The sequence below is a fragment of the Pseudomonas orientalis genome (assembly GCF_001439815.1).
Lineage (GTDB): Bacteria > Pseudomonadota > Gammaproteobacteria > Pseudomonadales > Pseudomonadaceae > Aquipseudomonas > Aquipseudomonas orientalis.
Window position 1 is genome coordinate 273,007 of record NZ_JYLM01000007.1, and the last position, 26,114, is coordinate 299,120.

Consider the following 26,114-nt stretch of genomic DNA (forward strand, 5'->3'; position numbering starts at 1 on the left):
ACGGTTTTCGCGAGCAAGCTCGCTCCTACAGGGGGATTTGTGGTGTGGGTTAGAAGGTGGTGCGGATGCCGAATTGCACACTGCGCCCTGGTGCCGGCGCGATGTCGCGCAGGATCGAGCTGGCATAGCGCACCGTCTGGTTGGTCAGGTTTTCGCCGTTGACGAACGCCAGCCATTGGCTGCTGCCCACATTGAAGTGGTAACCGGCGCTCGCACCCAGGGTGGTGTAGCCATCGGTGCCGCTTTCGTTACTCGGCACACGCCCCTGGCCGGCGGCATGTTCCACGTCGATGCGCGCCTGCCAGCGGTCCAGTTCCCACAGCAAGCCGCTGTTCAGGCGCAACGGCGCAATGCGTGGCAGGGCTTCGCCCGTATCCAGGTTGGTCGCGCGGGTGTAATCGCCCGACAGCTCCAGGGCGAACTTGCCGTAGGCGCCTTCGCCGAGTTTCCAGTGATCCTGGGCTTCGAAGCCAGCAAAACGTGCGCGTACGCCGGAATAGGTGTACTCGGGAATACCGCCGGCGTCCTCTTCACCTTCATCGTTCAACGTACGGCCGGTGCCGAGCAGGCCGATGTAATTGGAGAAGCGGCTGTAGAACACGCCGAAGCTGCCTTTATGGGTGCCGTTGTCGAAGCGCAGGGCCAGGTCGCTGGACACAGCTTTTTCCTTGGACAGGTTGGCATCGCCCAATTCGTAAGTGCCGGTGGCGACGTGGGCGCCGTTGGCATACAGCTCGTAGAAGGTTGGGGCGCGTTCGGTGTAGCCCAGGGTGGCGGCCAGGGACCAGATCGGCGTCAGGCGGTAGACCGCGCCGGAGGACAGGCTGCCGGCGGTGAAATCATTGGCCTTGTCAGCATTGGCAAAGCGCGCGTTGCCCTTGGCATCCGGGTCGACGTTGGTGTGCTCCAGGCGCCCGCCGAGGCTGAGTTTGAGGCGCTCGGTGGCCTGCATTTCCTCAAGGATGAACAGCGCGCCGGCATTGGTATCGGTCTGGGGCACGAAAGCTTCTTCACCCAGGGCCGAGAATTCGTTGCGGGTCACTTGGGCGCCAACCACGCCGTCGAACGGCCCGAGCGGCTGGTGACGGGCCTCCACCCGCGCTTCATAACCTTTGTTCTTGAAGGTGGTGCCGGTTTCGCCGCCTTCGATCTCGCGGTGCTCGTAGTCGGTGTAGCCCGCGTCGATCTTCACCGAGGTAAACGGGCCTTGCAGGTTACGGATCTCGGACGCAAAGGCGTAGTGATCCTGCTGCATGCGGATGCGCACATCCTGCTCGGCCGGCGAGCCATAGTTGCTGTCGTAGTTGCTGTAGGACAGCCCCGCGTAGCCATCATCCCAGGTGTAGGACCCGCCCACCGCGCCGCCATCCTGGCGCCCGTCGCTGTTGCCCAGGCGGCCGTTTTTACCGGGGCCATCCTCGGTGTCGGGGGCGTGACGGCTACGCGCATAACCCGGAATTTTCAGGTCGTTGAATTCCCGCGCGTTGGCGTCCAGGTGCAAGGCAAAGGTGCCGTCGCCGGCCTCCAGCTTGCCCGCGCTGCTGCGGGTGGTGTCGGCGCCGCCGTAGCGCAGTTCACCGGCACCGTGGATGCCCTCGATGGCGGCGGTGGGGATGCGGTTGTCAAAGGTATTGACCACGCCGCCGATGGCGCTGCCGCCGTACAGCAGCGCTGCCGGGCCACGTACGATTTCAATGCGGTCAACGTTGATCGGGTCAAGCGGCACCGCGTGGTCATAGGACAACGACGACGCATCCAGCGCACCTACACCGTTGCGCAGGATGCGAATACGGTCGCCGTCCTGGCCGCGAATGATCGGCCGGCTGGCGCCCGGGCCAAAGTATGAAGACGACACCCCCGGCTGCTTGTTCAGGGTTTCGCCGAGGCTTCCTTTTTGTTGCAGGGTCAGGTCATCGCCTTCCAGCACGGTGGTGGGCGAGGCGAGCTGCTCGCTGCCCAGGGGATTGCCGGTGATGATTTGCGGTTGCAGCTCCAGCGCGTGGGCCTCGGAGCAGATCAGCAGGGCGGCGGCGAGGGGCGACAAACGCCAGAAAAACGAGACGGACATCGGACATTCCTTGGCAGGATTTTGATAAGAGTTGTTACAATATAACATCTCTTTTTTCGCTGAAAAGGGGAACTTTTGCCGGCCGGCTATATTCAATGCAGTGCTTCCACCGTTACGCCCCGTCGGCTAAGGTGCGCGGCTGTGTTTCCTCTCTCGCAAAAGGCCCGGCATGACCGCGACAAGCAACGACCCACTCCACGGCGTGACCCTGCAACACGTCCTCACCACGCTGGTGGAACACTACGAATGGGCCGGCCTGGCCGAACGCATTGATATCCGCTGCTTCAAAAGCGACCCGAGCATCAAGTCGAGCCTGACCTTCCTGCGCAAGACCCCTTGGGCCCGTGAAAAAGTCGAAGGCTTGTACGTCAAGCTGATGCGCACCAAACGCCCATTGGATTGAGCCGGTGAAGCGTTTTGTCGCGTCGGCCGCGCTGGCCGGTTGGGCGGGGCTGGCGATTCAGCAGTACCTGATTTTGTATTCGCGCTGGTCCAGCGGTGCGAGCCTGCTGGGCGGTTTGATCAGTTTCCTGAGTTTTTTTACCGTCTTGACCAACACCCTGGTGGTCGTGGTGCTGAGCTATGCGCTGGTCACCCGCGAATCTCCCGCCAGACGGTTTTTCCTGAAGCCCGGCATTTGCGGCGGGGTCGCCACGAGCATCGTAGTGGTGAGCCTGGCCTACAACCTGCTGCTACGGCACTTGTGGAGCCCCGAAGGCTTTCAGTTCATCGCCGATGAATTGCTGCATGACGTGATGCCGCTGCTGTTTCTGATTTACTGGTGGCGCTGCGTGCCCAAAGGCACCTTGCAGCTCAGGCACATCGCCGGCTGGGTGATTTACCCCGTGGTGTACTTCGGTTATGTGCTGCTGCGCGGGCATATGCTTGGGCAGTATCAGTACCCGTTCATGGACGTGGACAGTCTGGGTTATCCACAGGTGTTCGTGAACGCCGGGGGGATTTTGGCAGGGTTCCTACTAATTGCGCTGGCCGTGATTGGGGTGGACAGGCTTCTCAAACCTACCTCGGTTTAAAGCAGGCACAGCCACTGTGGAAGGGGGCAAGCCCCCTCCCACAGTTTGATTGTGTCCAGGTTAATCTTCGTCGCTGCCTTGCGCGCGCCAGTAGCCCACGGCCTTGAGAAATTCCTCGTTGACCTTGTGCGTATCGAGCAATACCCGCCGCACCTGGCGTGACAACCTGGTTTCGGTCGCGACGAAGCTGTACAGCGTGCCGCCGGGCAGTGTCAGGTTGCGTACCACCTCGAGCAGGTCGTGCTGGCCGCGCAGTACCCAAATGATTTCAACATCCGCCGCACTTTCCAGTGTCTGTTGCTCGGCGGCATCGGCAATTTCGATCACCGCCAGCACCTTGCGCCCGGCGGGTAATTCTTCCAGGCGTCGGCCAATGGCGGGCAGGGCGGTTTCATCGCCGATCAGCAGGTAGCTGTCGAAGATATCCGGCACGATCATCGATCCCCGGGGGCCACCGATATGCAGGTGCTGGCCGACTTGCGCCTGCTCCGCCCAGGTGGACGCCGGGCCATCGCCGTGCAGCACGAAATCGATATCCAGTTCGCCGATGCTCAGGTCGAAACGCCGTGGCGTGTAATCGCGCATTGCAGGTTGCGGGCCGTCGCCCTTGAGGGTGAACGTCGGGCTTTCCAGAGCCGCCTGCTCGGCGGCGTTCTGCGGGAACAGCAGCTTGATGTGATCATCACTGCCCAGGCTGATAAACCCCGCCAGTTCCGGCCCACCCAACGTAATGCGGCGCATGCGTGGGGTGATATCCACTACCCGCAATACCTGCAGGCGGCGGCGTTTGATGTCGTGGGTCACGCGATGGATGGCTTGTTTGTTCATTGGTCTCTCCCGTCGGCAATGGCTTGAGCGGTGCGATTGAGCAGCGCCGCGACACGCACGATTTCTTCCGGGCTCCAGCGCCCGTGGTGTGAATGCAGGGCATGGCGCAGGTTGTGCACCGCCTCGTGGATTTCGGGGGGACGGTCGTGGCCGCGCAGCGAGCGTTTGCTGACGTCGATGCGCAGGCGCACGCCATCCAGGGCAACGGCCTGCTCGCTTAAGAAGAGACGACCGACGTCGGTGATTGTGTAGCGTTTTTTTCCGCCGTCGGCGTCGCCACTGATCAACTCGCTTTCTTCGAGAAAGGTCAGGGTGGGGTAGATGACGCCAGGGCTGGGGCTGTAGGCACCGTCGAACAGATTTTCGATGCGGCGGATCAAGTCGTAACCGTGGCAGGGCTGTTCGGCGATGAGCGACAGCAGCAACAGCTTCAGGTCGCCGGGAGCGAACACCCGTGGGCCGCGGCCACCGCGTTTTTCAAACTCGCCACGAGGCTCGTTTCTCATGGTGCAGTACTCCAATACACGTTTAGATATAACTTAAGATATATCTTTTGTGAAGCATAGCCTATGCCGACCAACGGTCTGGCCTGCGGTTTTCCCAACAAGATCCGATGATCCACGCGCATTAATGTGTTGTTTAGAGTGATAACTTTAATTAGAGTTATCACTCGAATTTTTAGTTTGATAGTTGATTTTGATCACTCGGTCATTGATGTAGTACTGTTCTTACGGATACTTCAATTCATGAACTTTTCAGGGTTGTAGTCTGTTTCTTACAGAGCGATTTAAAGTTTTGGCAAAAAGCCATCTTTTTCTCTATCTCTATGATTACAAAGGCTACGCGCTTGTGAGAGAACGCCTGCATACCTGTTTTTTTATTTATTTGATGATGGCCGTACATGGCGGGTTCAACTGTCTCGTCATGGCATTCGTTATTAAGTAAGTGCTTAGTAGCGAACCTCTCTATTGATAATTACAGGTATTGACCATGTTCAAGAAGTTCGCGATCGCTGTGCCCCTGGTTGTTATGGCGCTGTCCTCCACGGCAACCGCTTTTGCTGCCGGTGAAGCCAGCCATACCGTCAACCTGAAGGCCACCATCCCTACCACTGTGTTCCACGCACTGCCACGCGACCCGAACTGGGGCCGTGACGAAACCATGAACTACAACCTGGTCAGCGGTGAGCTGTCGCCCCTGAGCGCGATCTATGACATCAAGAACACCAACGGTTCGGTGCATGCCTATATCGAAGGCGGTCCGGCCGTACTGTTCAACGGTGACGCTTCGCAGAACATCCCGCTCACCACCACCCTCAACGGCGTCACACTGACCGGCACCCCTCAGGAAGTGGTCAACGAAGCCGACTCCACCCCGGGCGTGGGCGCTGAAATGCGCATCGTCGCGGCCAAACCTTCGGCCACTCAACGCGGCTCCTACACCGCAGTGATGCCGGTGGTCTTCGATGCGGTACTGCCTGTAACGCCTTGATGCCAATCAGTGCCCGTTACGAGCGGGCATGACTTTTCAGGCCGGCGGATTCCTCCTCCTCCGTTCGCCGGCCTGGTTTTGATTTTGGTCTCTTGGCATTCAGAGTATCCGTTCATGTTCCCGATGACGCCTATCGCGGCGGCGCTTGCGCTGCTGATGTGTACGAGCGCGCTGGCTACGCCTGCTGTTTCCGGCGCCGCAACGCCCGGTAGCCTGATCAACCAGGCCCAGGGATTGCCCGCAGGCTTTGCCGATCACTTTTTCGATGTGCCGCTGGCGGTACGTGTGGACCTGGACCGGCAAATGCTGGGCGAGGCGCTGATCGTGCTGTCCCAGGACGACCGCGTCACCCTGCTCGAATTCACCGACACCGGCGACAGCAAGGTGCCGGCCGCCACCCGCGATACCTGGCAAGCCCTGCTGGAGAAAGGCGTGGCATTGGGCGCCTGTACCCAGGCCTGCCCCGAAAAAATGGTCTCGGCGTTCTACAACCTGGAAAACTCCCAGCTGTCGATCCTCACCCAGAACGTCGAATTGAATGACGACACCCCACGCTTCTACGACCAACCGGAGGGCGGCAGCCTCGGGTTGATCATCAACAACCAGCTCAACCTCAACGGCGGTCAGCAAGACAGCCTCGGCGGACGTTACGGTTTGCAAGCCAGTTCCAGCCTCGGCAACTGGAGCCAGGTGTTCAACCTGCAACTGGCGCGCCAGAGTGGCGATGACCAGCCCATGCGCCATGCAATCCACGAGCTGTACACCCAACGTGAACTGGAAGGGCAGTTTTTTCGCCTGGGCCACTTCACCCCCAATTCCGATGGCCTGACCCGCCAGCTGCGCAGCTTCGGCGCCAGCCCCGACACCGCCCTGGGCCTGATGTATGGCAGTTCCGACAGCCTGGCCATCAACAACCCCAAGCCCAGCGTGTACCCGATCTACGTCACCGCCAACCGCCAGGCGGCGGTGGAGATCTACCGCAACGGCCTGCTGATCAATACCCAGGCGGTGGCGGCAGGTTTGCAAACTCTGGACACCCGGCCGCTGCCCGGCGGTATCTATGAAGTGGAAGTGCGGCTGGTGGAAGACGGCCTCACCACCAGCACCACCCAGGAACTGGTGTACAAGCCCAGCAACTGGCGTAACGCCGATGACCGTTGGCGCTACAACCTGTTTGCCGGGCGTGAAACCAAGCTGTTCAGCAACTGGGATGAACAAGCCTCGGGCGCAGTGACGGCCGGTGCGTCCCTCAACTATCTGCTGCACCCACGCGTGATCCTCGGCCTGTCGGCGCGCCAGGTACGCGAGCAATTGCAATATGGCAGCTCGGTGGACTGGACGGTGGCCAACAACACCAGTCTTTACGCCAACGTCTATCAAACCCGCGAACACGGCACCGGCCTGGACCTGCAAGGCCTCTACACCTTTGGCGCGACCAACCTGGTGTTCAGCCACAACCGCAGCTGGCTTGATACCCGCGACACCTATGAAACCCTGCCCGATGGCACCCGCCTGCGACGTAACACCTTCGTCGGCCAGGCGAGCAATTCGGCGCTGTCGGTCAACCATCGCCTCGACGCGAAAAACACCCTGAACATGCGTCTGTCCCACAGCGAGGGCAATGTCGAAGGTGCCGGCCTGGACCTGGGCTGGAGCCGTCACGACAACTTCCTGGGCAGCGATGCCAACTGGCGCTTCTCGGTATTCGATCGCCCCGGCAGTTCCGGCACCAACGACAAGCGCAATCGCGGCGTGGACGTGACCCTCAGCGTCAACCTGGGCCAGGATGGCCGGCAAATTTCCGGCAGTGTCGGCACCCGCACCGCCCGTGATGGCGGCCGCGACAACAATGCCTCGGTCACTTTCCGTCAGGACCTCACCGATCACCTGCTGCAAAGCGTCTCGGCCACGGCAATCACTGACACCTACGGCGTCGGCCTGTCGAGCATGGCCAGTTTCAATACCGATGCGGTCAGCGGTGACGGCTTCGTGCAACGCAGTTCCTTCAATGGCGACTTCAGCGGTGGCCTGAACCTCAACAGCACCTTCGTCGCCGGTGCCGGCAAGATGCTGCTTAGCAGCCAGTACCAGGGCAACGGCGCGGGCATGATCATCGATGTGGAAACCGACCTCGACGACATCGCTTTGCGCGCCGACGACCTCGGTGGCGGCGGCGCCTTGCTGCGCCCAGGCCGCAACTACGTGCCGGTCTCGGCCTACAAGAGCAGCAGCGTGAGCTTCGACTTCGAAGGCAATCACCCGCCGGCAGCCAACATCCAACCGGCACGCGCCAGCTACCACCTGAACAAGGGCGGTGTGGACTACCGGAAAATAACAGTGATGAAAACCGTCACCGTACTTGGTCGCCTGCTGGATGAGCGCGGCGCACCGTTGCGCGGCCATCACGTGATCAACCACGCCAGCCGTGGGGTCAGCGAGGTGGACGGGTTCTTCTCCATGGAAATGAGCGCCAGCGCGCCGACCCTGCAAGTGCGCTACCAGAACCAGTTGCTTTGCCAGTTCCGCCTGGACCCCACCAATGCGCCGAATGAAAACGATGTGTTGATGATCGGCGATCTGCGCTGCACGCCGGACACCCTGGCGGACAACACGCTCAAGTCTGAAACGGCAGGTTAACGAGTGCTTATGAAAACCAGATCCACACGAAACCGCGGTCGGTTGCTGTTTGCCGGCCTGCTGACCAGCCTGCTGGCAGGGCCTGCCCAGGCAATGGTGCAGGAGATTACTGCGGTCTTTAATCCAGACCCCGGTAACCCGACTAAAAATGAGTTTCGCAACACCACACCGGTCTCGGGTGTGTGCGCGTGGCATATGCCTGCACGGTGCGAGCAGATGGGTATCTTCACGATTCGCACCGACAGCTTCAGTACTGTCGGTGTTCCCATAGAGGCGGATCATGAGGATGAACGCAAAGGGGCCATGTGGCAGGTGCCGTCGTCCTGGAAGGATGTACAAGTCACCAACACCCGCACCGGTGAGGTCGAGACGGTACAGGTGCGGATCGGTGGGATAGGGCATCGTTTCAATACGCTTCCTCATAACGCGGCATGGGATGTACCCGGGGGATATTGGCAATCGTTTTGGCTATACGCTCCCAGCCCTTGCAGCAGCTCGTATTTTTTGACGGGGACAGGCACTTACGCGTTGTTTTTTTGGCTTGTGCCTGAAGGCGCCGGTGTGTGCAGCCGCCAGGCCAGGCAGCCGATCAGCAATTTCTGGCTCAGCACCTTTGAGTTCGCCTACGCCCTCAAAACACCTAATCCGTTGAGCATGTCGGGCGGCCTGTACACCGGTAGCCATACCTACACCATCGGGCCGGGCATGGATTTCGACTTCGGCGACGTGGTGATTCCCACCGACTCACAGTTGACCCTGAACTTTGCCCTGAGCGTCGAGCACGCCCTCAAGGTCGACCTGCCGCCCGGCGGCAATCGCGTGATCCTGCAACCCCAGGGCGGCTGGCAAGCCTGGCTCAACCAGGGGCGTCGACCCACTCGGCTGTTTCGCGATCAGACGTTCGCGATCTCTTCCAGCTCACGTTTCAAGATGAACCTGGAATGCAGCGTGGTGATCGGCAATACCTGTGGCTTGCGCAATGACGCCGGTGATGAAGTGCCGTTGCAAATCGCCGTCAGCTTGCCGTTCGGCTTGAACAACCAGCGCGGTGACTCGGTGACCAAGCAGCCTTTGCGCCTGGACGGTGTGGGCACCGAATTGTTCCAGCCCACGCAATACGTGAACAACCGCCCCGGCACCCTGCATTTTGAAGTGGAAAAAGAGGATGTAAGCGAAATGCTCAAACACCCCGGCAGCACCTATTCGGGCGTGGCTACGGTGATCTGGGATTCGGAAGTCTAGGCAGGCGCTGCCTGCACATCGGCCCTGCTCAAAGGGCCGCGTTTAAACAATGAGGCGTAAGCAACTATGAAACATGCAGTGTTATGGATCGGACTGTCGCTGATGGCATTGACGGCGCATGCCGGGCCGGCGATCAACGTCGGCGTGGTGTACGACTACCTGGAAGGTGATCGCAGTTCGTACCTCAAGCGCGTGTTCAACGGTGGCACCAGTACCGCTTTTATCAAGGTCAATGTGTTGGAGATCGTCTACAACGCGGACGGCACGTCCAGGGAAATTCCCGTGGCGTCGATGACCGATGAAAAAGGCGCCGCCACCAGTCGCGACGGCCTGATGGCCAGCCCTGCGCGCATGATCGTCCCCGCCGAAGGGCGCCAGGGCACGCGCTTGCTGTACATGGGCGCGCGCGACAAAGAACGTTATTTTCGGGTGCGTTTCATCCCGGTAGTGCCGGAAAAAGAAGACGACTTTGCCGTCACCGAAGAAGAGCGCAACGAATACAAGAAGGACCTGGCAGCCGGGGTCAACGTGATGGCGGGTTATGGCACCGTATTTTTCGTACGGCCCAAAGACACCCGTTTCGACACGCAGATCAGCGATACCGCCGGCCAGTACACCTTGCGCAATGCCGGCAACAGCGTGGTGGTGCTTGATGAGTTTCGCAACTGTTCGGTGACGAAAAAAACCGACTGCGAACCCACCACCAAGCACCACATCCTGCCGGGCCGTCAGTGGGTGCTGGAGAAGAAACCCGAGCGCGAATACAGCTTCCAGCTGATCGAAGGCCGGACCAAAAAACCGACGAAGGTCAATAGCAACGGGTGATGACGATGTTCAAGCAACTGACGGGTGTACTGGCGGTGCTGATGTCGCCGTTATTCATGGGCCAGCAGGCGGGGGCAGTTCAGGAGCGCCAGAGTTTTGAGGTGTCGGTGAGCATCCCGGTTCATGAAGCCTATGTGCTGCCCTCCGAGCCTGACTGGATGGCACAGGACCAACTGCTCGCGTGGGACCTGGCGACTGGCCGGCTGGGCCGGCTGCGCAAAAACTTCGATGTGAAAAACCTCAATGGCGGCGTGGCCGCGCGTCTGGGTGACACGCCGTATCTGTTGAGCGGCCGCGACCGCATCGACTTGCAGGTGCTGTTCAATCGAGTGCCCCTGACGCTTGACTCCACCGAAGTGCTCAACGCCAACGAAGCGCGCACGGGTCGGCGTGCCGAACTGGAGATTTCCGCGATCGAGCCGGACGGCGGCTACAAGGGCGGCAGCTATTACGGCACCGTGCATTTGGTGTTCGATTTTCAGGCGCCTTGAATCAAGAGGTCGTTTGGGCCGTCATCTTCATCAGGTTAACGAGTCATCATGAAACTCAGTGCATACGAAACATCGGGGGGGTGTTGTTTGCCGGGCTGCTGGCGGGGCCTACCCAGGCGATGGTCCAGGAGATCACTGCGAAATTCAGGCCTGATCCCACCAACGTGAATATGAATCGGTTTGTCAACACAACGCCGGTGACGGGGTATTGTCAGACATACCCGTCGCTACGAACTGCGTACCCCCAACCCGCTGAGCATGTCGGCTGGGCAGTATTTCGGCAGTTTCAGTTACAGTCTTGGCCCCCATAAGGATTTCGACCTGGGCGATATAATGTTGCCTGATGACTCGGTACTGACCTTGAATTTCACCCTGGACGTGGATCACATCCTCAAAATCGAACTGCCTCCCGGCGGCAACCGTGTGATCCTGCAACCCCAGGGCGGCTGGCAAGCCTGGCTCAATCAAGGCCGTCGCCCCACAAGATTGTTCCGCGACCAGACCTTCAGCATCTACTCCAGCGGGCGCTTCAAGATTAACCTTGAATGCGGCCTGGCAATCGGCAACACCTGTGGCCTGAGCAACAGCAATGGCGACCAGGTACCGCTGCAGGTGGGGGTGAGCCTGCCGTTTGGCTTGAACGATCAATACGGCCAAAGCCTCAGCAAACGCCCCTTGCGCCTCGACGGTTCCGGTACCGAATTGGTGCAGGCCACCCATTACGTGAGCAACCGGCCGGGCACCTTGCATTTCGAGGTGGGCAAGGACGATGTCGAGCAGATGCTCAAGTCGCCGGGCAGTACCTATTCGGGCCTGGTGACGGTGGTTTGGGATTCAGAGGTGTAGGGCGCTGGCTTGTCAAACCGCAGCAGTGCGACGACTCGACAGGCGCCCTGAACAGGTGAGCGATCAGAAGGCAGGTGACATTCCCTTCACTCTCTTGAGTGCGAAGATCAATATTCCAACATTGCTAAAGGGTTTAGCTTTCAACTCATCCCAGCGGTCAATGAATAATTGCCCCTGCTCGCCCATTCTGATCGGTGTGGAAACGATATCTCCCGTTCTGGCGCGATGGAGCAGATTCATTTGTACCCCTGAAGAACGTTCGATCAGGAAGTCGCCTCTCTCTCGCAACCGTGAGCGCGGCGAAGTACGGATGGGGACGGCCGACATATTCCTTTCGGTCGTGATGGCTTCGATCAAGTCTTCCATCAGCAAGAAACGTCGGTCGGCCAGCGCCGGGAATTGTTCAATGTAAAACTGCTCCACATTATCCTTGTGTATAGGGCACGTCAGGATTTCTCCAGTCGCTGAACGGTGAAGGAGGTTGGCGCGGTTCGCTGAAGGCCTCTCGATCAGGAATTCACCGGTACGGCGCAGTTGCGCGACCGGCAGTGTTGCAGCAGAGGCGTTGGAAAAATACAGGTGCTCTTTCAGGCCACTTTGCAACTGCTCCAGCGTCAAGAAGCGTTTGTCGTTCAGTTGCGGCCAACGCCCGACAAAAAGCTGCCCACGGTCATCAATTTGAATGGGCGTGGACATAATTGCTCCACTGTCGGCACGGTGCAGCACATTGGCCTCGGTCGCTGAAGGCTGCTCTATCAGGAAATCGTCGACATTTCTCAGCCAGGCGCGATCAGGCTGGGGTGTCGCCTGCGGTGCGGGTTTGCCGGCAATACCCACGTCCAGGTAGAAGTCGCTGCGCAGGGGCCTTGTGCCAGGAGAACCTGCGCCACCCTCGACGAACTCCCACGTACCTGGATGCGGCGGGCGTGCGCTGCTTGGGGCAACATCGCGTACCCTCAGGCTGACCGCATCCTGTAGTTGCGCGACGCCCGGAACACCTTGGTACATGTGGGCGTGGCTCTCGCCCATGAGCGCCACCCATTTATGCGCGCCCCGCGCCGCCTGATCGGCGTTGATCACCTCATTGGCGAAATAGTTGAACAGGGTTGTGCGCGCGTTGATGTCGCGCATCCCCCGCACGTGATAACTGGCCGTGCAATCCAGCGCCCGGACCCGTATGCCCGCTTTGTTCGCGGCCTTGATCACATAGGTGTAGCTGTCGGTGCCCGAGTAGTCCCTGCCCATATGCTTGAGCGTTTGCCTGGCCAGATAGCGATTGAGGTTGTGCGGCATGAACAGTGTGGTTTGAAAAGTCTCCAGGTCCAGCTGATGCAGATCGGTGAGCAGGTGTTCCAGGTACAGCGTCCTGACCCCTTGCTGCTTCAATAACTTCATATGGTTGATCAGCAAGCGTTTGCTCGATTGATCCGCATGGGCTTCGCCGATGATCAGCCCGCGCTTGAGTTTGTACGCCTGTTTGATAAACGCCTCTTCACTGGCCGCCGCGGCAAGGCCTGTAAAGCTGGGACGCACGGGTGGCGTGTAATTGGCAAACGCCGCTTTGGCGGCTGTATCCAACCGTTCACGGGTGGCCTTGAACGCCACGAACGCCTCTCTGTAAGGACCACTCTGGATAAAGTGGCTGCTCGTATCCAGGGTACTCGGTGTTCGCACCATATCGTCCAGGGTCGCCCTGAACGACGCCGGCAGATCAAACTTCGTGTAATGGGACGGGGGAGGCGGGAGTGGCACAACTCCTGAAGTGCTGGCTCTAGGCAATGTTTGTGATGCGGTGACCATTGTCAGCCTGTAGTCGCCCCGGGAGAGTGCGGCACTGGATGTATCGGGCAGGACTCCCACCGCCTGGCCCGCAGCGACATCTTCAACACGAAGAGCCACGACATCTTGCAAGGCAGCCAGGCCCGGCACCTCGTCAGCCGTCCCGATGCGATTGTGATCAACCAGGGCGATCCAGCCTTCATCCGGGGCTTTCGCCGCAAGGGCCTTATGGGAGTAGAAGTTTCGAATGTTGGCGTTGCGCGGGATAAACCGTTCCTGGGACGAAAGCTCCAGTACATGCTCCATAAAGTAGGAACTGGAAGCGTCCACGCCTTCGATTGCGACATTGTGTTCGTGGGCTACTTGCATCAGCTTGCTGTAGGTAAACGGGGCATCCGGCTGCCAGCCTAAAGACGTGTCAACCCGCGCCAGGTGTGCCCTGATGCGCTGCAAGGCATACTTCAGATCGCCTTTTTCTTGCCTGTTGATAATTCTAAGCTTGTTGCGAAATACATCAGCAGGCAAGTTTTCGATGTACAGCCGCTTGAGTCCTTTGCTCACCAGTGCCGGCATGTTTTCAATCAGTAGCTGCTTACTGGCAACGCTGGCGTTGGCGGCGCCAATGATCAGTCCCTGCTTGAGTGGAAACAGGGTGGCAAGCACGGTAGACGGGCTGGAATCCGCCGCCAGTACCGGTAAAGGCGCGCGGGGCGGGCGTGCGGGTGGGGAGGTAAAGAACGCGTCCGCATCTTCGGTCAATTGCTTGACCTTATTGGCATAGCTGGTACCCAGTTCGCGAAACTCGAGGCGTAGCCAATCTTGTGTTGATTCTCTAATCGGGTCATCCGGACTGCTGGCGAGGCTTCGTGCCCTTTCAGGGTCCAGCGCCGCGCGGAAATTCGGCCCTTGCTCAGGTGTCATCTCGTAGCGGGCCAGCGGCTGTTCGATCTCCTCTTGGAGGACCTGATAGCTTCTTCTGCGAAACATTCCTCCCGCGACGCCGGAGCGTATCCAACGGCCCTCGGTATCCTGGTTGACCAGACGCGCGGTTGACTGCATGTGCCCGCTGAGTGGGTCATGACGAAACAGCAAATATCGGCCCAGGGCGTCCGGTGTGTCCCTGACCCAGTATTGGCTGCCATCGAACAGCACCGGCTTCATTGCAGCAGCAAGGCCAGGGTCGACCTCATTGAGCAGCGTGGCCTGCCTTGCCACCTTGGTGGCCGGCCTGATGGGCAGTGCGTTGAGCGTACCTGTAAGGGCAGGGCGCAAATCGAACAACACCGCACCGCCCAGATTGGCCAGGTAGCCGATGTAGTGTTGCAGGGCGGCGACCGTGTCGCCCTGTTGATAGGCGTTGATGGCGAGCATCGCGTCCTTGAACGCCAGCAAGCTGCCCAGGCCCAGGCTTAACGCGGGAAAGGGGATAGTGGCGATGGCGGTGACCAGTTCGACGCACGTCCAGAGAATCCCCATGATCATGTCTGTGCGATTGACGGTGGTGGCAGTCACATCATCTATCTTGCGCTGCAACACCATGTCGTAGAGATCACTGCGCAGGTCGATCAGGGTGGTGGCGGGAATAGTCGGGTCATAACGCGCCGGGCTTGGGGTCGTACGGTCAATGGTCTCTGGTAAACCCCCGCGAGCGGTCTTCAGGAAACTCCCGATACGGGTCCTGGATTGGATCGCCACCCGACCATTGAGATAATCCGATACACCGTCGACTTTTTTCAGCCAGTAGTTGAACAGCTTCGCCTCACGAAAGTCGATGCCATCGGGTGCGTTGGGGGTGTACAGCAACACCGGGTTGTCTGCATGGCTGAACAGGTAGGTGCCCATCACCCAATCGCCGTCTATCGTCAGACGATGCACCCAATACGCGTTGCGGGTCGTAACGGCCGTGTCGCCAAGGCTGTCGATAGCACGCTCCAGCCAGGTCAGATCAGCCCGGGTGATATGGCCGCGCAGGCAGCAATCGAGCGCTGCGTATTTCATCTGCAACTGGGTGATTGCCAACGTGGCGTCGCGCCGTTTGGCATAGCCTGGACTGCTTGCGCTTTGCAATTTAGCGCGCACTTCGTCGGTGTAACGTTGGCCGATCCACACACCGCTCACCGAGCGTGAAACGTTCTGTGGGGTCAGGCGACTCAGGTCCACGCCTTCCGGCCCGCTGAAGGTGGCCGAGGTGGAAAATTTCGCGTCGATGAAGCCGACGTTATCCGTGTACCCGTCCCTGTAAAGGCGGGTATAGGAGAGAGGCTGCGGCTTGCCGCCCAACAGCGGCCAGGGCGCCGACACGTAGACGGTGTCCGGGTCAATATCATTCTGGCTGCGGCCCAGCAGGGTGTTCAGGCTGAGTTTGGCTTTGTCGTGCAGATAAGTATTGAAGGCGACGAAGTTCGCTTCTGAATCAGGCGCGGCGTTATAGGTGCGCAGAGCGCCCTGCGCATCCTCGGCAAGGCTGGTCAAGCGCGCCCGGTCGGTCGCCGAGGCCTGGCGATACCAGAGCGGGGTGCTGTATTCGTAGTCGTCCTGCGCGGTGCTGTGTGAATGCACGACCATGGCGTCCAGGCAGACCGTGTGCGAGCACAAAGGGCCGAATGTCACCTCTGCGTGTTCCCCAGCGTCGGGCCGCAAACTCAGTCCGGCGAGGAAGGTACCCATCTTCGGGCGAAAACGCAGCGGGCATTGCTCCAGCAAGTAATCGCTCATGGTGAGCCCCTTGAACCGGGTTTTATCATCGGCCCAAGCGATGATGTGCGCCTGGCATTCGCGCTCGGTGCTGAAGGCCAGAAACTGTCGCTCGCGCGGCGAATCCGGGGTGCACAACAACAAGCGTCGGGTCTGGCCGGCGGGATCCTCCTCGCGCAATAACCACAGGTCTTTGAGTTGTGCCCCGTGCAGCAGCACGGTTCGCGCGCAAAGACGCGGGTTGGTGCCGGCTCGCAGGGCTTCGAACAATGTGTGGTCGGCTTGGCTCAGATCGCCGCGCAATCGGGCGGTAAACGCGAGCAATATCAGGCGCTGATCAAACAGGTCGCGGGCCGCCCTTTTGAATTCAGGTTCGGCCCCCCGTTCTTTTAGCCGTGCGGCAAACTCCAGGCGCGATTGCAGGCCAGGCTCGCGCAGCAGATCGAGCAGGCTCTGCGCGTCCAGATCGGCGTGCTCGCCTTGCAGAGCTGCACCCGCATAAGTCAGGGTGGTCTGCGTCAAAAAGTCAGAACCGGGAAGTTCGTCGCCGGTGTGCAGCCCTGTATAGCTCAAGTCCACCAGGTTGCGGGTCTGCTCATAAATGCCGACATGGGTAACGTTGCGTCGGGTGGTGATTTGCAGGTGACGCGGATCCAGAGTGTGAATCTCCAGTTCTTCATCCAGATATTCAACCAACTGGAAATTCGCCAGGGCTTGAGGAGAGGCGGCAGGCCCCAGCAGTTCGATAAAGGTTGTGCGGGCCTGATTGTAATGCTGTATGCACCGACTCAGGGTTTCCTGGTCCGTTGACGCAGCGCTGCGATACCAATCGGGCAGACCGTTGTACAGGCTTCGCTCCAGCAACCGTTGACGCCTGAACGCCAGGCGTAGCGACAAGTCCGGCAGCGCTGCTTTCACCGCATTCTCCAACGCTGACTTGAGCAGCATCGCATCGTGCAGGGGGTTTTCAACCAGGCTTAACGCCAACGCTATGTCCTGGCGGCGCTTATCGATGATTGCGTTGTAGGTATGTTCGAACAATGGCTCGCCTTCAATACGCTGCAATTGCAATGGCCAGATATCGACGACATCCAGCGCCTGATAGTGCGCAGGCAAGTGACGGCAGAACTCCTTGTGGCCTGCCGGCAGGGCCAGGGTCGCCTTGAGGCGCTGGTCGAGTTGCGCCAACGAGTCGAATGTCTCCAGACCGCGGCTTGGGGTAAACAGCACGACTTGGCCGAGATCTTCGCCCGACGTCAGGCTGTCCACGCCAGGGCTGGACTTGCGTGTGAGCACAAAGGCTCCGGCAAACGTTACGGTATTGTCCCGGTAGCTGAAATTGAGCGCGTACATGCCCGGTCGAAAGCTCGGCCCTCGGGCGCAGTTCTCAACCATAAGCTGTTCGGCGGGGGACAGCAGGTAGTCACGCACATCCAGCTTGGCCTGTTGTTCCAGCGCGTGAGCGCCCACCGTCGAAATCAGATAACTTTTGCGACCCTGGCCGTCCACCGTGCTGGTTTCGTCCAGGGTTTGCAGCTGGTTGTTCAGGTCGGCTTTGAGCGTCGCGAGCAGCGTCTTGCCTGCCTCCTGGGTGAGGTCAGCCTCCTCCAGCGCTTCAAAAAGCTTGCGTGCCTGGTTCAGGAACTGTTCGTTGGCGATGCTCAGGGTGGTGTTCAGTTTCTCCAGCGCCAGCAGTTCAGGAGGTAAGACGACGGGACGCCTGGTTTGGCTGCGCAGGCTTGGGGCAATTTCAAGCAGATGGGTGTGCAGTTCCTGGTGCGTCGGTGACGCGGGGGGGAGGTTTGACGTGCTCATGGGCACTGTCCTCATGCTGATGGAATGAAGCAGCAGCATGAGGTGCAGACAAGTTATAGCGGAGGTAACTATTCCAAGCGTCAATCCCGTTATGCGGCGCGGTTGCTACGCCCTGTATCACGGGCGAGCGCCTGTCGGGTCAGTTGGCGCATCCATTCCTTTTCGCTGTAGCCCAAGTCGTTGAGCAGGCGGTTATACAGCTCCTCGGGCTGCTCCTGAGCGGTTTGCAGGTCGTCAAGTTGCAGGAAACGGTCGGAGTACAGCTGTTCATTCTCACGATAAGCCTGATCGTGGCTGTCGCGCAGGTACTGTTCCCAATAGGGCTCCAGCAACATTTGATTGACCAGTCCGTCGCCTTCGCCCAGTTCCATTACCTTGTCGTAGGCAGCGTTGACCTGTTCAGCGCTGACGTTGGCGGTGGTGCGGTACAGCATGTGATTGGAAATCCAGGGCAAGTCCAGCCTGGCCGCGAGATCGGTCTGGTACGCGAGGTGAACATCCACTTCATCGACCTCCCCAGGCACGCCGTTGCGCACGTCCGACCTGAACCGTTGCCCGAGGCCGCCGTCGGCCACCGGTCGCAGGCGGTGGGCGATGTCTTCGCCGACCACCTTGCCCAGCAGTTTGAGGCGCGCACTGCCTTTGGCCAGGGTGACCAGTTTGTCCTCGCACTCGGCGGCGGACGACGAGTAACGCAAGGCTTCGCTGGCCATGACCTCGATGCCCATTTCATTGAAAATCTGCGCCCCGGCGTCGGCGCACAAACCGGGGAAACTGGACATCTTGAACAAGCGCCCGCGCAGCGGGGTGTCTTCGTGGGCGGCACGTATCAATCGCCAGACTCTTTGTGTCATGGCTCTGCGGTTATCGTCGTAGCGCAGGCGGTCCTCGCCGAGCTCAAAAAACTCGGGCGGCTCGAGGAAGCGGATCACTTCGAAAAAGCCCTGGGAGCCGTGTTCCTGTTCGACCGCGTTCCATACCTGTTCTGCGATGGCGCGGATGTGGTCGTCAGTGGTTTCCAGCAGCCACGGACCGCTGTTGCCCAATGGCTCGTAGGTGCGGTTGGGATCCAGGCCGGCGGCGGTTCGGTAATGCTCATAGCGCACCAGCGACTCGACAGACAAGGCGTTTCGATCCAGGCGGGCGCGGGCAATCAAACGGGCTTGGGGAGTCCCTGGGGTGGCATTCGGCAGCGCGTCGATGGGGTTGGCGCGCAGATCGAGCAAAAAACCGTCATCGCGTGGGTGGGCGAACAGGCCGCGTGGCCACCGAGTGATGGCGCTGCGGCTCAAGCCCAGATGGCGCAACGTGGGCATCAAGCTGATGTCGGGTGTCAGTACCAACGGGTTGTTGCTCAGATCAAGGCGTTCCAGGCGGCGGGCTTTCCTGAGGCTGCGTACATCGTCCGGGCTGAGCGTCAGGTCATTGCCGCTCAGGTCGAGCTCTTTGAGCGAACGCATTTGCGTCAGTGCAGGGGGCAGATCCATGAGCTTGTTGGCATGCAGGTCCAGGCTGCGCAGGCTCGGGAAGTGTTTGAGAAAGTCGCTGTGCTGCGGGCTGAACTCGGTGTTGCTCAGGTTCAGGGCGGTCACGTGTTCGAAGCTGGCGCTCAGCCGGGGCAGTGTCGATGGCAGCGGCCAGCCGTGCAGATCCAGGCGCGCGCCACTTTGAGTGTGGCCGAACGTATCGGTGTGTTGCGCAAACCGGTCGCCCCAGCATCGCTCGATGGCCACGGACAGACGCCTTCTCCTGGCTTTTTCCGTACGATCGTCCCGACTGCCTATGGCCTGGCGGGTCGGGCTGTCTTTCCAGGTTTGCAGTTCGACATGCAACCTTTGTTTTTCCTCGGTCAATTCGTTGAGCAGGCTGCGCATTTGTGGCGCGGGGACGCTGTCGATAAAAAGGTCCAGGCGCTGTTCGTTGAGCGTGGGAAACAGCAGTTGCAAGGTTTGCCGGGCATGTTGATCAGAGGTCTCGACAGGCAGATCGGCGCAGCGACTGATACCGCCGCCGCCCAGCAGCTGCAAGGTTTCCAGATCGGCACGCCGGTACACCGGCGGCTCAGCGAGCACCACGCGCCGCTCGGCCAGTGATTCATTCTGCTGCATCAGCCACTCCTTGAAGGCATCGCCTTGGCCGGACGTGTAGCCCAGCTGCCGGGTTTTCTCGGCGGGCAATGCACCGAGGAGCGCTTCGTAGAAGTCGGTATATGAGGCCCGTCGCGTGTTGGCCTGGTCGAACAGGTCATAACCGCGCAGAGTCGGTACCAACGTTCGTCGAGTGCTTGCATCGGCAGGTCCGGCCTCACAACGCAAGGTCCCGGTCGGTGTCCGCTCACGGACCTGGAGGTGCAGATCGGCAAAGCTGTCACTGTGGAATTTGAGGGTGTTCAGCGCCAGTTGCTCCGTGGCAACCGGCAAGGGGAGCGCTGCGTAGAAGCCTTCGAAAGCGCGCACCGACTGCGCGGCCACGTCCAGCTCACGGGCCTGGTTATGCAGGCGCAGCGGCAGGCGGTGCTGCGCCATGGCGGCGTGTTCTTCACGGTTGGCGGTACTGAGCAGGCGTGTCTCCATGGCCATGTCCAGGTGCGGGAAGGATTGGCGCAGCAGCAGGTGTTCCGGGTCGTCCGTCAGCTCCCATGTCTGGTGATAGACGTTGTCGGCGAAATCCCGGCGCCAGCGCACTACGTGGTCGGCCAATTGATCGCGCAGGTGTTGCACCCGTTGCGCTGGCGCGATGTCGGCACCCAGCAACTGACGCGTGTCGGCGTCGTCGAGAAAGTCCAGCACATGCTCGGGCAGTTGACCGGACATTACCTGGGCGAAACCGAGCGGCAGGGTATCGGCGGGCGCGGCATCCGGGTTGCCGACCTTGATGCTGCGTCCGGACAAATCCGGGTTGAGGAAGACGTTGATCGCTTTGTCAGTGGGCCAGCCCTCAAGCTCGGTGACGGTTTGTATGAACCAGTCCGATGACGGATCGAGTGCCAGTGGTTTCCCCGTCCGAATCCTCTGGCTGGCGATAGCAGGGTAAGCCTGGGCCTCATAGCGCCGCAACGTGCCGGCCAGCAGCGGCGGCATGGGTTCCTGGTAGCGATGCATGGCGCGCAACACGCCTTCGTCGGTGCCGCTGGCCAGGCGTATCTGTTGCAGTTGCCGGTCGCTGAAACCGTCTACCCGATGCCCGAGGCGCCGCATCAGCGTGGCGCTGTCCCAGGTCTGCGGCTGCTCGCCCTCGTGCAGCACCGCGCCGTCGCCGTTGAACAACACCTGCGGGCGATAGGCGTCCGCCCGCGTGGGGTGGTTGATTCGATGCTCATCGGTTTGGCCTTCAGGTTGCACCTCGTAGTGTTCGCCCTCCAATCTCAGCCATTGCTTGCCTTGATGCTCATGCAGGCCGGACGGCGAGGGCTGCGAATCGACGGGCAGGCCGCTGTCTTTTTGGGCATAGGGGCGCAGGTCGGGGTTCCATAGCTTGAGCTGGCCGTTGGGCGTGTGCACCGGGTGCAGTCCATCGACGAATGGCGACACCTTGAGCCGGACCCCTTCGCCGAGCCGTGCCGCACCGGCGAACAGCCCGGCCTGGATCAGGTTCTGCGTGACACCCAGCAAGTGCTCCGCCGCCTCGGTGCGTTGGCCCTGGGTCCAGTCGACAATGCCTTCAAACGCTTCATCAAGCACCTGGTACAGGGTATAGGCCAACATCAATTCCCCCAGCAGGGGCACGAAGGGCGTGATCAGCAACAGGCTGGCATTGAGTACATCCTCGACGACCTGCGCCAGGTTATCCCACCATGCCCATCGGGCCAGTTGGTCGATGTACGCGGTGGGCACGGCCATGTCCCTGGCGTCACTGACGATCTTGTTCAACTGGACGCGGTACAGGTAATTCCACAGGTCGTTGGCGGCCGGATCGTCCGAGCGGTTTTGGTAATCCTGAGTGATGTCCTGCAGACGAAACTGCAGGTTGGGCCGTTCGTTCGGCGTGTCTCGCCAATTGGGGCGGCTGTTATCCGGCTGGCTGGCGTGCCAGGTTATCTGGCTTAGCCGCGCATTGAGTCTGGCGAAAAATTGTCCGCGCTGCTGGTGGGCCACGAACTGGCTGAAAAACTGTTGATAGAGGCCTGAGGTTCGTGGTGGTGTATCCCTCAACTGATGGGTCAGTTCCTGAATGAAGGCGATGGGGCCGGGGTATTCCTTGACCGGGTGTTCCGGGTCTCCCGGCACATACACGATGACTCGGCCACTGTTGGGCTCGGCCATGAACAGCACGATCCCGGTCAGCTGGCACTCCAGCAGGCTCAGGTTATAGCTGTTGAGGCGCCGGCCGTCGAGGTGTACGCCGTTGCGTTGTTCGATCAGGCCGAGTACCGCTTGCAAGGCGTCGGCGCTCAGGTCGCCTTTGAGGCGCGCCAAGTGGGCCGCGCTCTTGAGGCTGGCCTTGTGCGTGGTCAGGGTCTCACGGCGTACGGCGAGGGCGACCGGGGGGTTATCGAAACCCAGTCGCTGCCTGAGGCTGCTCTGGTAGCGCGCCCCGATATTCAGGACTCGACAGATATTTTTGAAGGTGTCTGCGTTGAGGCGCACACCCGTGAGGCGATGGGGAAAGTGCAGAATGTCGCGTTGCCCGCGCGGGTCTTGCGCGCTGAGAAAGGCAAAGTCGACAAAGCGATCGTCGGCGGAAAAATTGGCGAGAGCGGCGTCCAGCAGTGAAAAGGTTTTACTCTGCACACCGACAAAGAATTTGATCGTCCACCACGCTTGCTTGGCCTTGGTGTAGACGCGCAGGTAAGTGTTCCTGACGTCGATGTCACCGTAGTCGGCCAAGGCGGCCTTGAGCAGCGGCCCGGCAAAGGCATAGAGGTCGTGGATATCCCCCAGGCGTTTTTCCAGTGTGTTGTGCGCGCGCCACTGTTCGGCAATCGCGCGCCTGAGGGGTTGATGAGCTTCGGCGCTGGCGTGGGGATAAGGCATGCCGTCCGGCAGTGGTACTGCCTTGAGTGACTCAACGCGGTTCAGTGTGCTGTTTGTAAGCCAGTCGGGCAGGGCTTTCTTGAGATGTTCGATATGGCGCCCCTGGAAACTGTCCGGCGTTGCAGGGGGAGGCGAGCTGGGCATTTTTTCAACCTGAAGAGTCCTTTAAGGCGGTTGATTCTAGGGAGGCAGGAAGGTAAGTAAGAAGCACACAACTAACACCCATGGCACATGGTCACTCAACGGCGTCGTTCACGCAGGCGTGCTGGCCGTTGCCCTGCAGATAAGGCATCAACAGAGGCGCCATGCCTTTGAGCACCTGCACCGGCAGCGCCGAGGTAAAGGTGAAACCTTGCGCCGAACTGCCGGGGACGAAGGCGGTGAGCGTGCCGTAATGGCGGTCGCCGATATAAAACACAAACGTGGCGGTACGGTTGATCGCCTTGGAACTGAGGATACGCCCGCCGGCGCCGATGGCCTCGATACGGTTGTCGCCGGTGCCGGTCTTGCCGCCCATGGCCAGCGGTGTGCCGTCGGCATACTTGAAACTGCCGGCGACGCGTTTGGCGGTGCCGGCATCGACCACTTGGGAGAGCGCGCCGCGCAGGGCTGTCGCCACCTCGGAAGGCATCACCCGGCGTGCGCGGTCGGGCGCGTTGACCAGGCGGGTGTCATAGGGCGTGCCTGCGGCAAAGTGCAGGCTGTCGATGCGCAGCACCGGAATGCGCACGCCGTCATTGAGGATGATGCCCATTAATTCGGCCAGGGCTGCCGGGCGGTCGCCGGAGCTGCCGATGGCGGTCGCCAGCGACGGCACCAGATGATCAAAGGGATACCCCACGGCTTTCCAGCGCTGATGGATGTCGAGGAACGCTTCGATCTCCAGCATGGTGCGGATACGCCCGTCGCGGGCGCTCTGGTGGCGGCTCTTGAACAGCCAGCTGTAGACCTCCTGGCGCTCGAACTGACTGGCCTTGACGATCTCGCTGAACGCCGCGTCCGGGTGGTTGAGCAGGTAGCCCAGCAGCCACAAATCCAGCGGGTGCACCTTGGCGATGTAGCCTTGGTCGGGCAAGTCATAGGCGCCTGGGCCGTAGCTGTCATACAGCGTGTCGAGGCGCTTGTCGTTCAGCGCCTGCTGACCCTTGGTGCCTGCCAGGCGTGCACGCAGGAAGCTGTTGAAGCTTTCGCGGCTGGCTTCGGGCAGCAAGTAACGGTGCACGGCCGCCAGGCGGATCGGCGTGGGGTGCAGGCTGTCGAGGAAGGTTTCCAGGCGCGCCTGGGTGTCTTTTTTCTGGTACTTCTTCCAGAACTTGAGCAGGAAGGCGGTGCCTTCGCGGTCGGCGAATTGCGCCAGGTATTCCTGGCGGCGTGGCTCGCTGTCGTCCTTAAGCAACTGCGCGCTGTTGTTGGCGCTGGTGTAGGTGACGTAGCGCACCAGGTCGCGCATCAGGCGTATGAACGGCAGATTGATCGACTCGCGCAGGGCGTCGCGCAGGCTCGGGTTGCGGCCGTCGTCCTGGTTGCGAAAGTTATGGAAGCGGTGCAGGCCGCCACCGGTGAAAAAACGTTCGCCGGGGCTGGCCGAATAGGTGCGGTCCAGGGCCGCATCGAGCATGTCCGCCAGGGATTTCCCGGGATGTTGCAGCAGGTAGTCCACGGCCCAGCGGCTGAGACGGTCCTGCTCGGCGACCTCGACTTTTCGCAGGGCCGCGGGCGCCCATGCGGCGTAGCGCTCGTGCAGCTCGGCGATGATTTGCAGGTAGGTGGTCAGTACGCGCAACTTGGCGGTGGAACCCAGCTCCAGCTTGCTGCCCTCGTTGATGTCGAATGGCTGGTCGGTGTTGTCGGTCTGCACCCGCACGCGCGCGCTGTCGGCGGTGCGTTCGAACAAGGTAAAACTGTAGCGCACCTGCGGCGTGCTGGCGGGGGTGAGCAAGCGCTCGCCCAACAGGCCGACTTCCTTGGCGTAGGCCGGGTCGGCCAGTTGCTTGAGGTAGGCGGTGATCTGTTCCTGCAACTGGCCCTGCAAGGTGCTGGTGGCGGAAAGGTCGAGGCGGTCGAGGTCGTACAGCGGCCGGTCGAGCAGCGCGGCCAGGCGGCTGCGGGCCACGCTGATGCCTTTGTTGGCCTCGATCTTCTGGGTGGTCGGCTGCTGCTGCCAGTCGCGGTAGGTGACCTGGCTCGCCAGTGCGGCGTTCAGTAATCCAGGCTCGACCACGCCCTGTTGCGCCAGCAGTCGCAGGTGACTGTCGGTCAACTGCGCCAGCTCGTCGCGGCCCTTGGTCAGGTAATGGGATGGACGGCGCTGAGCGATCATCAACGACAGCACCTGGCGCAACGCCAGGCCACGGGCCGCGAGGCTGGCCGGGGTGCTGGAGGTGTCGGCCAAGGCCTGGTTGACCTGTGCGAAGTCGGCGCCGTACCACACCCGCAAACCTTCGGCCATGCCATGCACCTCACCGTGGCCCGGTACTGCCGAAAGCGGCACGCTGTTGAGGTAGTCGCGCACCACGTTCTGCCGAGCGACGAGGGTATCGGGACCGTGCTGGTAGGCGCGCACGCTGGCCGAAAGCATCTGGCGCAGCTTTTCGCCGCCCGACAGGGTCAGGCCGTCCGGCGAGTGACGGTACTTTTCCAACTGCGTGGCCAGGGTGCTGCCGCCCGCCGTCTGCCCCGGCAGATGCAACTGGCGCGCCACCTGCGACCACGCGGCCTTGGCGAAGCGCGGCCAGTCCACCGCCGGGTTGGCCTGGGCGGGCTCAGGGTCGAGCAGCTCGCGGTTTTCGATGAACAACAAACTGCGCACCATTAACGGCGGCACCTCGCTGAACTGCTCATACAACTGGGTCGGGTAGTTGAACCGATACAACGGTGCGGCGCGGCAATCGGTGATGCTCAGCCCGGCCTGGATTTTTTCTGCATAGGGGATAAACAGGCCATGGCGGCTGTAATCCATCAGCGCCTCTGAGAAACGCGCCTGTGACTGGATCACATAATTGCGCTTGAGCAGGCGCGGCAGGAGTTCCCCGAGGGCGCTGTAGCCCAGGCGCTGATCGAACGGTCCGGCGCCAGGGTACACAATGGCGTCGCTGGCACCGGGCTCCACGCGGTAGGTCAATTGCGCGGCCCATTGGCTGAGAGTACGTGCCTGCCAGCGGGCGCTGTGCATCTCGCGCAACGCTGCAAAACCCAGGGCGACCAACGCCAGCAGCAGGATCAGCCAGAACAGTCGGCGCCAGGGGCGGGGCTGTCTGGATTTTTTCGGCAATGGGGCGGGTGACGGGCTGTCGGCTGCAGCCTGGTGCGAGTCGGTTTGCCACAGTGCGCCCATAGTCGATTGATCCATTCCTACAGATTGATCGGACTTGTCTGAAGCGTAGACGCGAAT

At 60.7% G+C, this 26,114-nt stretch carries 13 protein-coding genes and 1 pseudogene; 8 read left to right on the top strand and 6 right to left on the bottom strand.

Features of this window, described 5'->3' with window-relative positions; genetic code table 11:
• Positions 1-49 precede the first annotated feature (49 nt).
• Positions 50-2,068, bottom strand: a complete 2,019-nt coding sequence (locus tag TU82_RS18640) for a TonB-dependent receptor (RefSeq protein WP_057724740.1) — start codon at positions 2,066-2,068, stop codon at positions 50-52.
• Positions 2,069-2,237: 169 nt separating this feature from the next.
• On the opposite strand from TU82_RS18640, the gene TU82_RS18645 reads away from it, so the two are divergent.
• Together TU82_RS18645 and TU82_RS18650 are read left to right on the top strand one after the other, a co-directional pair.
• Positions 2,238-2,471: a VF530 family protein gene (locus tag TU82_RS18645; RefSeq protein WP_024073644.1), complete on the top strand. Its 234-nt coding sequence runs from the start codon at positions 2,238-2,240 to the stop codon at positions 2,469-2,471.
• A 4-nt stretch (positions 2,472-2,475) separates the two neighbouring features.
• Positions 2,476-3,102 (top strand): Pr6Pr family membrane protein, encoded by a 627-nt coding sequence (locus tag TU82_RS18650; protein ID WP_057724741.1) that lies wholly within the window; start codon positions 2,476-2,478, stop codon positions 3,100-3,102.
• 60 nt (positions 3,103-3,162) lie between these two features.
• Here the strand turns inward: TU82_RS18650 and TU82_RS18655 are convergent, their stop codons facing one another.
• Positions 3,163-3,930 carry a siderophore-interacting protein gene (locus TU82_RS18655; RefSeq protein ID WP_057724742.1) on the bottom strand — a complete coding sequence of 256 codons (768 nt, stop codon included), beginning with the start codon at positions 3,928-3,930 and terminating at the stop codon, positions 3,163-3,165.
• Positions 3,927-4,436 carry a PadR family transcriptional regulator gene (locus TU82_RS18660; protein WP_057724743.1) on the bottom strand — a complete coding sequence of 170 codons (510 nt, stop codon included), beginning with the start codon at positions 4,434-4,436 and terminating at the stop codon, positions 3,927-3,929. Before TU82_RS18660 ends, TU82_RS18655 begins: the two co-directional genes overlap by 4 nt.
• Positions 4,437-4,920: 484 nt before the next feature.
• Here TU82_RS18660 and TU82_RS18665 point away from each other — a divergent pair, with 484 nt between their 5' ends.
• The 6 genes and pseudogenes from TU82_RS18665 to TU82_RS18690 form a co-directional block, all read left to right on the top strand.
• Positions 4,921-5,421 (top strand): CS1 type fimbrial major subunit, encoded by a 501-nt coding sequence (locus TU82_RS18665; protein WP_057724744.1) that lies wholly within the window; start codon positions 4,921-4,923, stop codon positions 5,419-5,421.
• Between the two features lie 114 nt (positions 5,422-5,535).
• Complete coding sequence (locus TU82_RS18670) at positions 5,536-8,058, top strand: CS1-pili formation C-terminal domain-containing protein (protein ID WP_057724745.1); 2,523 nt, start codon at positions 5,536-5,538, stop codon at positions 8,056-8,058.
• A 9-nt stretch (positions 8,059-8,067) separates the two neighbouring features.
• Complete coding sequence (locus TU82_RS18675; RefSeq protein ID WP_072024077.1) at positions 8,068-9,300, top strand: hypothetical protein; 1,233 nt, start codon at positions 8,068-8,070, stop codon at positions 9,298-9,300.
• A 66-nt stretch (positions 9,301-9,366) separates the two neighbouring features.
• Complete coding sequence (locus TU82_RS18680) at positions 9,367-10,125, top strand: hypothetical protein (RefSeq protein WP_057724746.1); 759 nt, start codon at positions 9,367-9,369, stop codon at positions 10,123-10,125.
• A 5-nt stretch (positions 10,126-10,130) separates the two neighbouring features.
• Entirely contained in the window at positions 10,131-10,616 is a 486-nt protein-coding gene (locus TU82_RS18685) for a CS1 type fimbrial major subunit (RefSeq protein ID WP_057724819.1), read from the top strand.
• Between the two features lie 228 nt (positions 10,617-10,844).
• A pseudogene (locus TU82_RS18690) lies at positions 10,845-11,462 on the top strand (hypothetical protein); the annotation flags it as partial.
• A 63-nt stretch (positions 11,463-11,525) separates the two neighbouring features.
• Here the strand turns inward: TU82_RS18690 and TU82_RS18695 are convergent.
• The 3 genes from TU82_RS18695 to TU82_RS18705 form a co-directional block, all read right to left on the bottom strand.
• Positions 11,526-17,750 carry a membrane-targeted effector domain-containing toxin gene (locus TU82_RS18695; protein ID WP_057724747.1) on the bottom strand — a complete coding sequence of 2,075 codons (6,225 nt, stop codon included), beginning with the start codon at positions 17,748-17,750 and terminating at the stop codon, positions 11,526-11,528.
• Positions 17,751-17,839: 89 nt separating this feature from the next.
• On the bottom strand, positions 17,840-22,867 hold the full coding sequence (locus tag TU82_RS18700) for a dermonecrotic toxin domain-containing protein (RefSeq protein ID WP_057724748.1): 5,028 nt from the start codon (positions 22,865-22,867) through the stop codon (positions 17,840-17,842).
• 91 nt (positions 22,868-22,958) lie between these two features.
• Positions 22,959-26,057, bottom strand: coding sequence for a transglycosylase domain-containing protein (locus tag TU82_RS18705; protein ID WP_057724749.1), 3,099 nt, complete (start codon positions 26,055-26,057; stop codon positions 22,959-22,961).
• Positions 26,058-26,114 lie beyond the last annotated feature (57 nt).

Excerpts from the sequence above, each read along its gene's own strand:
- TU82_RS18640 (WP_057724740.1), bottom strand. The coding sequence starts at position 2,068 with ATGTCCGTCTCGTTTTTCTGGCGTTTGTCGCCCCTCGCCGCCGCCCTG.
- TU82_RS18645 (WP_024073644.1), top strand. The coding sequence starts at position 2,238 with ATGACCGCGACAAGCAACGACCCACTCCACGGCGTGACCCTGCAACAC.
- TU82_RS18655 (WP_057724742.1), bottom strand. The coding sequence starts at position 3,930 with ATGAACAAACAAGCCATCCATCGCGTGACCCACGACATCAAACGCCGC.
- TU82_RS18660 (WP_057724743.1), bottom strand. The coding sequence starts at position 4,436 with ATGAGAAACGAGCCTCGTGGCGAGTTTGAAAAACGCGGTGGCCGCGGC.
- TU82_RS18665 (WP_057724744.1), top strand. The coding sequence starts at position 4,921 with ATGTTCAAGAAGTTCGCGATCGCTGTGCCCCTGGTTGTTATGGCGCTG.
- TU82_RS18670 (WP_057724745.1), top strand. The coding sequence starts at position 5,536 with ATGTTCCCGATGACGCCTATCGCGGCGGCGCTTGCGCTGCTGATGTGT.
- TU82_RS18675 (WP_072024077.1), top strand. The coding sequence starts at position 8,068 with ATGAAAACCAGATCCACACGAAACCGCGGTCGGTTGCTGTTTGCCGGC.
- TU82_RS18680 (WP_057724746.1), top strand. The coding sequence starts at position 9,367 with ATGAAACATGCAGTGTTATGGATCGGACTGTCGCTGATGGCATTGACG.
- TU82_RS18685 (WP_057724819.1), top strand. The coding sequence starts at position 10,131 with ATGTTCAAGCAACTGACGGGTGTACTGGCGGTGCTGATGTCGCCGTTA.
- TU82_RS18695 (WP_057724747.1), bottom strand. The coding sequence starts at position 17,750 with ATGAGCACGTCAAACCTCCCCCCCGCGTCACCGACGCACCAGGAACTG.
- TU82_RS18700 (WP_057724748.1), bottom strand. The coding sequence starts at position 22,867 with ATGCCCAGCTCGCCTCCCCCTGCAACGCCGGACAGTTTCCAGGGGCGC.
- TU82_RS18705 (WP_057724749.1), bottom strand. The coding sequence starts at position 26,057 with ATGGGCGCACTGTGGCAAACCGACTCGCACCAGGCTGCAGCCGACAGC.